This is a genomic window from Pseudomonas sp. Sample_9 (assembly GCF_004307535.1).
In the GTDB taxonomy this organism is placed as follows: domain Bacteria; phylum Pseudomonadota; class Gammaproteobacteria; order Pseudomonadales; family Pseudomonadaceae; genus Aquipseudomonas; species Aquipseudomonas mercuritolerans.
The window spans coordinates 1-12,817 of record NZ_RAZO01000467.1 but is presented as its reverse complement, the minus strand read 5'-3'; the positions used below and the strand labels follow the sequence as shown (position 1 = coordinate 12,817).

Here is a 12,817-nt window from a genome sequence, read left to right as displayed (position 1 = left end):
GAACGCAGACGGCTTATTCAGTCTCTGAATGGAGCGTCACATGTTGACTCAGTCTTGGCGGATGGCCGAATATTTTGTCAACCGCAAAAATTAACCCTCATCCGGCTTCGGCCGCTCATATCGCGCATTGAATGCCTGGATGAAGCCATTGCGCAAAATCTGCAAAAACGCTTCGAAGGCGTTGACGTTCTGCTGGTGAACATTGCCGCTGAGTTCGACGCGAGTGGCGAACTGGTTTTTGTTCTGGTTCTTCAGCACGGTCTCGGTGCCGCCGACCAATGCTTCCCAGATTGAGCGGAACAGGCCTTTGTTCTTGTTTTCGACGTCTTGCTGCCAGTTGAATACGTCGACGTCGCGCAGCAGGGGTTTGATGTAGCCGGTGAGTCGGGCTTTCTCTGCCTTGGCTTCGATGACCACATCGCCGTGGCCGGCGTTGAAGTCGAATTTGCCGTAGGCGGCGGCAAAGTCGTTCATGCGTTTGAGCTCGATGTCACGGGCGCGCAGGCGGAATTCGAAGTCTTCGAAGTTGCTCAGTGGATCGAAGGTGGCGGTGGTTTCAAGTGGCGCGTGGCCTAGGAGCAACGCCTTGCCTTCAAAGCGCGCGTCGCGCTTGCCTTCCTTGTCGACCACATTGGTCAGGTTGTAGATGCTGGCGTTGACGTTGCTGGCGTTCATGTTCACCGGCGGCTTGGAGTTGAAGTTGCGGAAGGTGATACGGCCGTCGTTGATCTGCACTTCATCGAGGGTGATCGGCAGCAGCTTGCCCAACTGCTCACGCCAGTCGGTGCCCTGACCGGTCTGCGAGTTCTGTTTGTTGGGGCCACCGTCGACAAAGTTGATTTCGGGGTTGAGAAATTGCACCTGCGCGACCACGGCATGGTCGTACCACAACGAATGCCAGCTCACCGACAGATCGATCAACGGCGCATCGACGAACGGCACCGGCACCTTGCCATCGACCTTGACGATTTTCAGGCCATTGATTTTGTAGGCGCCGCGCCACAGCGCGAGGTCGACATCGGTGATCTGGCCACGGTAATCGCCCATGTCCGCGAGCTTGTCATTGAGGTAGTCGCGTACCAGATAGGGCAGGGCGAAATGCAGGGCGACCAGCAGCACCACGACACCCGCCAGGGTCCAGAGCGGCCAGCTGTAACGACGTTTCATGCCATTGTTCCTTCAAGAGTGTGGCTTGACGATTCAAAGCGATTGACTCCGCGCGTTTGCAGACGTTCGACCCGACTGGACTGTGATCGGCAACGGGCTTACCTTGGAAGGCTGAATTCAACGCTGCATAAGGACCCAGCCATGAGCCGTATTTACGCTGACAACGCCCATTCCATCGGTAATACGCCGCTGGTCCAGATCAACCGCATCGCGCCGCGCGGGGTCACCATCCTCGCCAAGATCGAGGGGCGCAATCCCGGTTACTCGGTCAAATGCCGGATCGGCGCCAACATGATCTGGGACGCCGAAAGCAGCGGCAAACTCAAGCCAGGCATGACCATTGTCGAGCCGACTTCAGGTAATACCGGTATCGGTCTGGCCTTCGTTGCCGCTGCGCGTGGCTATAAATTGATGCTGACCATGCCGGCGTCGATGAGCATCGAGCGCCGCAAGGTTCTGAAAGCCTTGGGCGCGGAACTGGTATTGACCGAGCCGGCCAAGGGCATGAAGGGCGCCATCGAGAAAGCTGCGGAAATCGTCGCCAGCGATGCCGATAAATACTTCATGCCGGCGCAGTTCGATAACCCGGCCAACCCGGCGATTCATGAGAAGACCACCGGCCCGGAAATCTGGAACGACACCGACGGCGCCGTGGATGTGCTGGTGGCTGGCGTAGGTACCGGTGGAACCATTACCGGTGTCTCGCGGTATATCAAGAACACCGCCGGGAAACCGATTCTGTCGGTGGCCGTCGAGCCAGCGTCTTCGCCCGTCATCACCCAGGCTCTGGCCGGTGCCGAAATCAAGCCGAGCCCGCACAAGATTCAGGGCATCGGTGCCGGTTTTGTGCCGAAGAACCTTGATCTGTCGATGGTCGATCGCGTCGAGCAGGTGACCGATGAAGAATCCAAGGCCATGGCTTTGCGCCTGATGCAGGAAGAGGGGATTTTGTGCGGCATTTCCTGTGGTGCTGCCATGGCGGTGGCGGTGCGTCTGGCGGAGAAACCAGAGATGCAGGGCAAAACCATCGTCGTGGTGCTGCCGGATTCGGGTGAGCGTTACCTGTCGAGCATGCTGTTCAGTGACCTGTTTACCGAGCAGGAGAACCAGCAGTAAGCCTGTTGATCCATGTCAGCCAGGGTTCAGGCGCCGCATGTTAATAAAGGCTTTGTTGCGTAATGCTTAACACTGAATCTTGTGTCAGGCGGGTTTTTCCCGGAGCCGGTAGTGTTTATCATGGCCGGCTGCCATGCCGGGAAAAGGGCATTGCGCAGCGTTGTCTTTATTCAAGGAGTCGTTGATGACCGTTTCGTTTGCCGCCAAGGCGTTTGTGCTGTTGCTGTTTCTGGGCAGCACGCTCTATGTGCATTTGCGCGGCAAGGCGCGTTTGCCGGTATTGCGCCAGTTCGTCAACCACTCCGCACTGTTCGCTCCGTACAACGCGTTGATGTACCTGTTTTCCGCAGTGCCATCCAGACCGTATCTGGATCGCAGCAAGTTTCCGGAGCTGGATGTACTGCGCGACAACTGGGAAACCATTCGCGACGAAGCCATGCACTTGTTCGACGAAGGCTACATTCGCGCCGCCGAGAAGAACAACGATGCTGGTTTCGGTTCGTTTTTCAAGAAGGGCTGGAAGCGTTTCTATCTGAAGTGGTACGACAAACCGCTGCCATCGGCCGAAGCCCTGTGCCCGAAAACCGTGGCGCTGGTCAGTGCCATACCCAACGTCAAGGGCGCGATGTTCGCGCTGCTGCCGGGCGGCAGTCACCTCAATCCGCACCGTGACCCGTTCGCCGGCTCCCTGCGTTATCACCTCGGCCTGTCGACACCCAACTCCGACGATTGCCGGATCTTCGTCGACGGTCAGGTCTATGCCTGGCGCGACGGCGATGACGTGATGTTCGACGAGACTTACGTGCACTGGGTCAAGAATGAAACCGCTCAGACTCGAGTGATTCTGTTCTGTGACATCGAACGCCCGCTGAGCAACCGCCTGATGACCGGGATCAACCGCTTCATCAGCGGCTGGCTCGGCCGCGCCACCGCGCCGCAGAATCTGGACGACGAACGCGTTGGCGGCATCAACCAGGCCTATGCCTGGAGCAAGAACTTCAGCGACCGTTTCAGCGGCGTGGTCAAGCAGTGGAAGCGCCGCCATCCCAAGGCCTACAGGGTAATGCGCCCGGTGCTGGCGGTGCTGGTGCTGACGTTGCTGGGGTATTGGTTGTTTGGTTGACGCTGGCTCAGAAATAAAAAACCGCTCCCCAGGAGCGGTTTTTCACAATCGGCCAGCGGCCAGCACCGAGGGCTCATCTTCGATACCGGTGATCAGCAGTTGCAACAGACGCCGTTGATTAGCGGTCAATTCGTGATCAGCCAGTCTTTTGGTTTTCAGCGATCTGACCAGCGCTTCGGGAGGTCTCTGTTTCGCTTTTTTCATGTCGCCTCCCGGTTCGATCAGTAATTGATTGGTTTTCACAGTACTGGATTCTCCAAGGTTTTGACAAGGCGGCCTTCGATGTCGTAGCTGAAACCCAGCTTCTGATAAACGGGTATCGCACCGTCCAGCGGCTCTTGTATTTCGATAACATCGCAGCCAACGAAATGCGCGTATTGCTCAATTACCATCATCGCTAGTAGTCCTATCCGATTTTTCAAAGGATGTGTTCCGCCAGGGCGCCCTTCCAGTCTCACAACTCGTAATCTTCGTCGACTATTGTTCGGGTTCGCAAAACACAGGCCGCAGAGCTGCCCGTCGAACCAGATAGAGATGTCCAGTGCGCGTGGTTCACGTGATTTCCACGCGATGACTTCATGCCAGAAAAAGCATGGTTCTTCCCATAGCTCAAAAGCATGAAGCGCATGCTTGTTTATCGGTTCGAATCGAATCAGGGATACATCCATAATCGAAGCGTCGGCCGCCTTGAGTTGGCCTTGTAAGCCGGCAATGTGCGAAGCGGCCCGCTTCCTCGCCTCTGACCGATAAACCTGATACCGCAAATACGTCCGTTCCCTTGGCATGTGATCTCTTGCATTCCATGTCTCCTGACAACCCGTTGCCACCGCCATTTACCCTAATCACCCGACGCCGCACTGTCGCTACCGGCCCATTGCCCAAGTCATTGCAATCTGTGTCCCGGGCTGGTTATAGTCAGCCCCCGCGAGCCGCCTGGCTCGCGAGTTAATTTCCTCAATAAAGATCAGCATTCATGCCTGCATCCCTCATCAACGCAGTAGTCGATTCAGCGGTCAACGCTGGCGTCGTGCCGTGCGGGAATCAGCAGCCTGTGCAGATCAGTCATTACCCTCCACCTGTCAGTAGCACGCCGGTGTGCGCAGTCGTATCGCCGCCGGGCGTTGGCGTTCGGGGCTGATCGGCAGTTGCTGCTGCCCCCGCGCCCGCCAGAAAAACCTACTGAATTTCAGCTTCGGCTGAGTTGGCTTCTTGCCTGACTACAGGTGGTATTCATGTTTGTCCTTTCGAAACAATCCGCGCTCGCGGCGGCGTCCACGAGCCTGTTCGTTCTGCTGTGGAGCAGCGGGGCGATTTTCTCCAAGTGGGGCCTGGCCCATGCTTCGCCCTTTGCCTTTCTGCTGATTCGCTTCGCCATCGCCCTGTGCGGGCTGGTCTTGCTGGCGCCGCTGCTGAGATTGAAGTTGCCCAAGGGTGGCAAGCCGATGCTGTTCGCGATCGCCACGGGACTGGTGTTGCTCGGGGCCTATCAGATCTTTTATCTGCTGGCGCTGGATTGCAAAGTCACGCCGGGGGTAATGGCGACGATCATGGGCGTTCAGCCGATCCTCACCGTGGTCTTGATGGAACGGCAGCGTTCGGCGAGCCGCCTGTTCGGCCTGGCGCTGGGCCTGGCCGGGCTGGTCATGGTGGTTTACCAGGGCATCGGTCTGGCCGGAATGTCCTGGGCCGGCATGCTGTTCGGTTTGCTGGCGCTGGCGAGCATGACGCTCGGCTCGATCATGCAAAAACGCATCACCGAAAATCCATTGGGTACGCTACCAGTGCAGTACCTGGCCGGGCTGATGCTGTGCGCGTTTTTCGTACCGTTCCAGCCGTTTCACTTCGAGCACAGCGCAGGCTTTATTGTCCCGGTGTTATGGATGGGCCTGGTGGTTTCAGTGCTGGCGACGCTGTTGCTGTATCGGCTGATTGCGCGGGGAAATCTGGTGAACGTCACCAGCCTGTTCTATCTGGTGCCGGCGGTGACGGCGGTGATGGATTACCTGATTTTCGGCAATCGGCTGGCGGCGTTGAGTGTGCTGGGGATGTTGCTGATCATTGTTGGATTGGTATTTGTGTTCCGTAAAACCGGATAGCCGATAGGCAGGTGGCGCTTGTTGCGCCGCCTTTCGCGAGCAGGCTCGCTCCCACATTGAAATGTATTTTTCTGTGGGAGCGAGCCTGCTCGCGAATATCTGCGGCAGAAAATCTAACGGACTGACGCGTTTGCAGGCTTAACCACCGCCGGCTTCAACACCAGCCACAACGCCGCCGCAATCAACACTCCGCCATAAATGTGCGCCATCGACAATGGCTCATCCAGCAACAACGCCCCCCACAACACGCCGAACGGCGGGATCATGAAGGTCACGGTCATCGATTTCACCGGGCCGATCGAGCTGAGCAGGCGGAAATAGATGATGTAGGCAAACGCCGTGCAACCCAGGCCCAGGCCGAGCAGCGACAGCCAGACCTGCCAGCCGCCCCAGCTGACCGGCGGCGCAGTGATGGTGCTGTAGGCGAACAACGGCAGCAAAAACAATGTCGCCCCGAGCATGCTGCCCAATGCCGACAAACGGCTGTCCAGCCCACCGGCCTGATCCAGCCAGCGCCGCGCGAGGAAACCGGCAAAGCCGTAGCAAGTGGTCGCCAGCAGGCAGGCGACCGCGCCCATCAGCAGTTGCAGATCGAAGGCTACGGGACCGGCACGCGTCAGCACACCGACGCCGAACAGACCGAGGAACACGCCGCTGAGCTTGGCCGCCGTGAGCTTTTCGCTGAAGAACAAACCGCCAATCAACACGCCCATCATTGGCGTCGTGGCGTTGAAGATCGCCGAATAGCCGGCCGGCAATACTTGCGCCGCCACCGAATACAGCGTCGCCGGAATCCCCGAGTTGATCACGCCAAGCAGCATCACGGTTTTCAGCTTGCCCTTGAAGTCCCAGCTGATGCGCATCAGCCCAAGGATCACCAGCAGACCGGCCGCCGCGATCGACACGCGAAAGAACCCGGTGGGGATCGTGCCGATCACCGGGGCAATGATGCGCATGAACAGAAAACTCGCGCCCCAGATAGCGGCCAGCGACAACATGCGGAAAATATCGACAGGGCTCACGGCGGGCTCCTTGCTTGATCGGGACGAGAGTGTTGCCGAGCGTCCGGATCATGGCAACCGCTATTCGGGCTTTTAATTCTGCTTGCCGATGCATCGGCACGAGAAACCTTGTCAGCGGTCGCCCCGGTATCGGTTTTGGCAGAAATTGCGCTTTTCCTGCGGACGGTTCCGTGACTAAGCTCAAACGAATCGATTTCCCGCCGAGGTTCATTTATGTCGCAGCAATGGCCAGCCACCGAGATCGCCCGGATGATCCTCGCCGGCTTCGACGATTACCGCGAGCATTTCCGCCGCATCACCGACGGCGCGCGTGAGCGTTTCGAACAGGCGCGCTGGCAGGAGGCACAGGCCGCCTCGGCGGCGCGGATCAATCTGTACGAAGAAAAGGTCGGCGAAACCGTTGCTCGGCTGCGCGAGTATTTCGACGAAGAAACGCTGATGAACGTCAGCTGCTGGCCGCTGGTGAAAAGCGCCTACATCAGTGTGATCGACCTGCGCTTCGACGATGAGCTGTCCGAAACCTGGTACAACTCGATTTTCTGCGGGCTGTTCAGCCACGACTTGATCAGCGACGGCTGCATGTTCATCCACACCACGCGCCCGAGCCTGCGCCGGGCCCGCGCTGCGCAAACCCGCACGTACAAGCCGCAGGGCCAGTTGTCCGCCATGCTCGCCAGTATCTTCGCCGACTACCGCTTCAGCGAAGATTACGCCGATTTGCCTGGCGACCTGCTGCGGCTCGAAGCGCAATTGCGCGAGAACCTGCCGGACTGGGTGTGCAAGGACCCGGAGCTAAGCGTCGAGCTGTTTTCCTCGGTGCTCTACCGCAACAAGGGCGCGTATCTGGTCGGACGCATCTACACCCGTGACGAGCAATGGCCGTTGGTGATTCCGCTGTTGCACCGCGAAGGTCGGGGCATTCAGATCGATGCGTTGATCACCGACGAAGCCGATGTGTCGATCATCTTCTCGTTTACTCGCTCGTATTTCATGGTCGATGTGCCGGTGCCGGCGGAGTTCATCGGTTTTCTGCGACGCATTCTGCCGGGCAAGCACATCGCCGAGCTGTACACCTCGATCGGCTTCTACAAGCACGGCAAATCGGAGTTTTACCGCGCGCTGATCAATCACCTGGCCAACACTGACGATCAGTTCATCATGGCCCCAGGCGTGCGCGGCATGGTCATGAGCGTGTTCACCCTGCCGGGTTTCAACACCGTATTCAAAATCATCAAGGACCGTTTCTCACCGTCGAAGAACGTCGACCGGGCAACGGTGATCGAAAAGTATCGACTGGTGAAAAGCGTCGATCGGGTCGGGCGTATGGCCGATACCCAGGAATTTGCCGATTTTCGTTTTCCGCTGAGCAAGTTCGATCCGGCGTGCCTCGAAGAGCTGCTTGAAGTGGCGCCGTCGACGGTGTCGGTCGAAGGCGAAACCGTGCTGATCCGCCACTGCTGGACCGAACGCCGGATGACTCCGCTCAATCTTTATCTGGAAAATGCCAACGACGCACAGGTACGTGAAGCGCTGGAGGATTACGGCCTGGCGATCAAGCAACTGGCGGCGGCGAATATTTTTCCCGGCGATATGCTGCTGAAAAACTTCGGCGTCACCCGTCACGGGCGAGTGGTGTTTTACGACTACGACGAAATCTGCTTCCTGACCGAAGCCAACTTCCGCCACATCCCGCAACCGCGCACGCCGGAGGATGAAATGGCCTCCGAGCCGTGGTACTCGATCGGCCCGCTGGACGTGTTTCCCGAGGAGTTTCCGCCGTTCCTGTTTGCCGATGCCGGGCAGCGGAAATTGTTCGATCAATTGCATGGCGAGTTGTACAACGCCGATTACTGGAAGGGCTTGCAGGAGGCGATTCGGGCGGGGAAGGTCATCGACGTCTTCCCCTACCGGCGCAAGGGCCGCGATAACGAATAACAAGACGCAGCTGCAAGTGGCAAGCTTCAAGCTGCAAGTTGAAAGCCGCAGTGACTTGCGGCTTGTAGCTTGGCGCTTGCAGCTGCTTTTCTGCGACAATCCGCCCCCTGCATAAATAGACGACCGAATTGCCTACCCGATGACCGACGAATCGCCCTCCATCGACAAACTGCTGAAAAACCTCGATCACGCCATGCTCGCCGACCGTCACCGGCTGCGGCGGCAGTTGCTTGAGCTGCGCAAGAAACCCGACGAGGCCAAACTGGCCCAGTGGGTGGCGCGGATGCAGGCGTCCTGTGATCAGGTGCTGGCGCGCCGCGCGAGCCTGCCGGTGATTCGTTACGACGACAGTTTGCCGATCGCGGCCAAGCGCGACGAGATCAAAAAGGCCTTGGAGCAACATCAGGTGCTGATCATCGCCGGCGAAACCGGCTCGGGCAAAACCACCCAGTTGCCGAAGATCTGTCTGGAAATCGGGCGCGGCCAGCACGGTCTGATCGGCCATACCCAGCCGCGTCGGATCGCCGCGCGCAGTGTCGCCAGCCGTGTCGCCGAAGAGCTCGGCACGCCGCTCGGTGCGCTGGTCGGCTATCAGGTGCGCTTCGAGGATCAGAGCGATGCCAACACCCTGATCAAACTGATGACCGACGGCATTCTGCTGGCGGAAACCCAGAACGATCGTTATCTGGAACGCTACGACACGATCATCGTCGACGAAGCCCACGAACGCAGCCTCAACATCGATTTCCTCCTCGGCTATCTGAAAACCCTGCTGCCACGCCGTCCCGACCTGAAGGTCATCATTACTTCGGCGACCATCGATCTGGAGCGCTTCTCCAAGCATTTCGACGACGCACCAATTGTCGAAGTGTCGGGCCGTACCTTCCCGGTGGAAACCTGGTACCGGCCGCTGACCCTGGAGCAGGACGAAGAGGGCAACCGGGTCGAGGACGACCTGACCGTCGATCAGGCGATTCTCGCCACTCTCGACGAAATCGCCGCCTACGAGCGCAGCGAACGACGCAGCCCCGGCGATGTGCTGGTGTTCCTGCCCGGCGAGCGCGAGATTCGCGACGCCGCCGATATGCTGCGCAAGGCCCAGCTCAAGCACACCGAAATCCTGCCGCTGTACGCGCGCCTGTCGCCGGCTGAACAGCAGCGGATTTTCCAGTCGCACCCGGGCCGCCGCGTGGTGCTGGCGACCAACGTCGCCGAAACCTCGCTGACCGTGCCGGGCATTCGCTATGTGATTGACAGCGGCACCGCGCGCATCAGCCGCTACAGCTATCGGGCCAAGGTCCAGCGTTTGCCGATCGAAGCGATTTCCCAGGCCAGCGCCAATCAGCGTAAAGGTCGGTGCGGGCGGGTCGAGCCGGGTATCTGCGTGCGTTTGTACAGTGAAGAGGACTTCCTTGGGCGCCCGGAATTTACCGATCCGGAAATTCTGCGCACCAACCTCGCCGCCGTTATTTTGCAGATGCTCCATCTGCGCCTCGGTGAAATCACCGCGTTCCCGTTTATCGAGCCGCCGGACGGCAAGGCAATCAGCGACGGTTTCAACCTGCTGCAAGAGCTGTCGGCGGTAGATCGCAACAGTCAGCTGACACCACTCGGTCGCCAGTTGGCGCGCTTGCCGGTCGACCCGCGCATGGGCCGCATGCTGCTTGAGGCGGCGAAGCTCGGCAGCCTGCAGGAAGTGCTGATCGTCGCCAGCGCCATGTCGATCCAGGACCCGCGCGAGCGTCCGCCGGAGCGTCAGCAAGCGGCGGATCAGGCCCATGCGCAATGGAAGGATCCGGATTCCGACTTCGCCGGCCTGGTCAATCTGTGGCGCGGTTTCGAAGAGCAGCGCCAGGCGCTCACTGCCAACCCGCTGCGCAATTGGTGTCGGAAGAATTTCCTCAACTATTTGCGTCTGCGCGAGTGGCGTGATTCCCATCGTCAGTTGAGCCTGATCTGCCGCGACATGCAGCTGAGCCTGAACAAAGAGCCGGCGGATTATCCGAAGCTGCACAAAGCGGTGCTGGTCGGATTGCTCAGCCAGATCGGCCAGAAAACCGAAGACGGCGATTACCTCGGCGCCCGCCAACGGCGCTTCTGGATTCATCCGTCGTCGGGCATCGGCAAGAAGCGCCCGCAGTGGCTGATGACCGCTGAGCTGGTGGAAACCACCAAACTCTACGCGCGCATGGTCGCCAAGATCGACGCCGACTGGATCGAACCGCTGGCCGGGCACCTGATCAAGAAAAACCACTTCGAACCGCATTGGGAAAAGAAGCGCGGCCAGGTCGTCGCCTACGAGCAGATCACCCTGTTCGGCCTGATCGTCGTCGGTCGCCGGCCGGTGCATTACGGCCCGGTCGATCCGGTGGTATCCCGTGAACTGTTTATCCGCGAAGGCCTGGTGCGCGGCGAGATTCAGTCGCGGGCCAAATGCCTGAGCGCCAATCAGAAACTGCTCGAGCAGCTCGACGAACTCGAGGCCAAGGCGCGCCGGCGCGACATTCTCGCCGACGAAGAAACCCTCTACGCCTTCTATGATGCGCGGTTGCCGGCGGAAATCCACCAGACCGCGACCTTCGACAGTTGGTACAAGGTCAACAGCCAGAAAGACCCGCAGCTGCTGATCATGCGCGAAGAAGACGTACTGGCTCGCGAGGCCAGTGAAGTCACCGCCCGTGATTACCCGGACACCCTGCACATCGGCGATCTGGAACTGGCGCTGACTTATCATTTCGAGCCCAATCACCCGCGCGACGGCGTGACCTTGCGCGTGCCAGCGCCATTGCTGCCGATGTTGCCGCCGGAGCGTCTGGAGTGGCTGGTGCCGGGCCTGATCGAGGCCAAGTGCATTGCGCTGGTACGTAATCTGCCCAAGGCCCTGCGCAAGAACTTCGTGCCAGTGCCGGACTTCATCAAGGCCGCGTTGCAGCGCATGACTTTCGCCGAAGGTTCGCTGCCGCAAGCGCTCGGTCGCGAGCTGCTGCGCATGACCGGCGCGCGGGTCAGCGATGAGGCGTGGGCGGAAGCGGCGCAGCAGGTTGAAAGCCATCTGCGCATGAACCTGGAAATCGTCGACGGACAGGGCAAGTTCCTTGGCGAAGGCCGCGATCTGGCTGAGTTGACCGCACGCTTTGCCGAGGCCAGCCAGGCCGCGCTGGCGGTGCCGCAGAGTGCGAAAAGTCAGCAACCGGTCGAGGCGAAAGTATTTGCGCCGGTGGCGGAAAAGACCCAGCAGAAGATCGCCGGGCTGTCGATGACGGTGTATCCAGCGCTGGTGGAAGAGGGCGGCACGGTCAAGGAGGGACGCTTCTCGACCCCGGCAGAAGCCGAATTCCAGCATCGTCGTGCCCTGCAGCGCTTGTTGATGCAGCAACTGGCCGAACCGGCCAAGTTCCTGCGCGGCAAGTTGCCAGGGCAGACTGAACTGGGCCTGTTGTATCGCGAACTGGGCCGGGTCGATGCGCTGGTCGAAGACATTCTGCTGGCCAGCCTCGACAGCTGCATTCTCGAAGGCGAAGACCCATTGCCCCGTGATGGCGCCGGGTTGGCGGCATTGGCCGAGCGCAAACGCGGCAACTGGACCGAGCACGCCGAACGTGTCGCGCGCCTGACTCTGGAAATCCTGAAGATGTGGCACGGTCTGCAAAAACGCTTCAAGGGCAAGATCGATCTTGCCCAGGCGGTGGCGTTGAACGACATCAAGCAGCAGATCGGCAATCTGGTCTATCCGGGTTTCGTCCGCGAAACGCCGATGCAGTGGCTCAAGGAGTTGCCGCGTTATCTGAAAGCGGTCGAGCAGCGTTTCGAGAAACTCGGTGCGCAGGTGCAGAAGGATCGGGTCTGGAGCGGCGAACTCGCTGGCCTGTGGGCGCAATATCAGGCCCGCGCGGCCAAACATGCGCAGGAAGGCAAGCGTGATCCGCAGCTGGAGTTGTACCGCTGGTGGCTGGAGGAATACCGCGTATCGCTGTTCGCCCAACAGTTGGGCACCAAAGTGCCGATCTCCGACAAGCGCCTGAGCAAACAGTGGAGCCAGGTCGAGCCCTGACCAGCAGCCATACACAATCCCCCTGTGGAAGCGGTCTTTGTGGCGAGGGGATTTATCCCCGCTGGGTGGCGAAGCCGCCCCAAAACCTACGCCTCGGTTCATCAGATACCGAGCGTAGTGGGTTGGCGACTGCTTCGCAGTCGAACGGGGATAAATCCCCTCGCCACAGAGTTGAGTTCATGGAGTGAATGGCAGTTGTGCTTGAGAACGGCGCCAAAACCTCGGGTTTATGGCAAACTTCGCCACCATAACCCGCCGTTTCGCGACCCAGAGCCTTCGGCCGTGTCGCGCTGCGGAATAAAACGAT

General features: G+C 59.6%; 9 protein-coding genes. 5 read left to right on the top strand and 4 right to left on the bottom strand.

The annotated features are described in order from the left end of the window. Window positions 1–90: 90 nt before the first annotated feature. Window positions 91–1,167, bottom strand: a complete 1,077-nt coding sequence (locus D6877_RS26780) for a DUF748 domain-containing protein (protein WP_056783605.1) — start codon at window positions 1,165–1,167, stop codon at window positions 91–93. Window positions 1,168–1,308: 141 nt separating this feature from the next. Here D6877_RS26780 and cysK point away from each other — a divergent pair, with 141 nt between their 5' ends. Beyond that, entirely contained in the window at window positions 1,309–2,283 is a 975-nt protein-coding gene (gene cysK, locus D6877_RS26775) for a cysteine synthase A (RefSeq protein WP_122505872.1), read from the top strand. A 184-nt stretch (window positions 2,284–2,467) separates the two neighbouring features. Next, entirely contained in the window at window positions 2,468–3,406 is a 939-nt protein-coding gene (locus D6877_RS26770; protein ID WP_110645014.1) for an aspartyl/asparaginyl beta-hydroxylase domain-containing protein, read from the top strand. Between the two features lie 42 nt (window positions 3,407–3,448). On the opposite strand, the gene D6877_RS29465 is transcribed toward D6877_RS26770, so the two are convergent. After that, complete coding sequence (locus D6877_RS29465; protein WP_178083760.1) at window positions 3,449–3,610, bottom strand: hypothetical protein; 162 nt, start codon at window positions 3,608–3,610, stop codon at window positions 3,449–3,451. Window positions 3,611–3,645: 35 nt separating this feature from the next. Further along, window positions 3,646–4,191 carry a hypothetical protein gene (locus D6877_RS26765; protein WP_130912649.1) on the bottom strand — a complete coding sequence of 182 codons (546 nt, stop codon included), beginning with the start codon at window positions 4,189–4,191 and terminating at the stop codon, window positions 3,646–3,648. A gap of 447 nt (window positions 4,192–4,638) precedes the next feature. Here D6877_RS26765 and D6877_RS26760 point away from each other — a divergent pair, with 447 nt between their 5' ends. Next, complete coding sequence (locus D6877_RS26760; RefSeq protein WP_130912648.1) at window positions 4,639–5,502, top strand: DMT family transporter; 864 nt, start codon at window positions 4,639–4,641, stop codon at window positions 5,500–5,502. A gap of 113 nt (window positions 5,503–5,615) precedes the next feature. On the opposite strand, the gene D6877_RS26755 is transcribed toward D6877_RS26760, so the two are convergent. Next, window positions 5,616–6,524 carry a DMT family transporter gene (locus tag D6877_RS26755; protein ID WP_130912647.1) on the bottom strand — a complete coding sequence of 303 codons (909 nt, stop codon included), beginning with the start codon at window positions 6,522–6,524 and terminating at the stop codon, window positions 5,616–5,618. Between the two features lie 213 nt (window positions 6,525–6,737). Between D6877_RS26755 and aceK the strand changes: the two genes are divergently transcribed. Together aceK and hrpA are read left to right on the top strand one after the other, a co-directional pair. After that, window positions 6,738–8,459 carry a bifunctional isocitrate dehydrogenase kinase/phosphatase gene (gene aceK, locus D6877_RS26750; RefSeq protein ID WP_130912646.1) on the top strand — a complete coding sequence of 574 codons (1,722 nt, stop codon included), beginning with the start codon at window positions 6,738–6,740 and terminating at the stop codon, window positions 8,457–8,459. A 139-nt stretch (window positions 8,460–8,598) separates the two neighbouring features. Beyond that, window positions 8,599–12,510: an ATP-dependent RNA helicase HrpA gene (gene hrpA, locus D6877_RS26745; protein ID WP_130912645.1), complete on the top strand. Its 3,912-nt coding sequence runs from the start codon at window positions 8,599–8,601 to the stop codon at window positions 12,508–12,510. The last annotated feature ends 307 nt before the right edge of the window (window positions 12,511–12,817 follow it).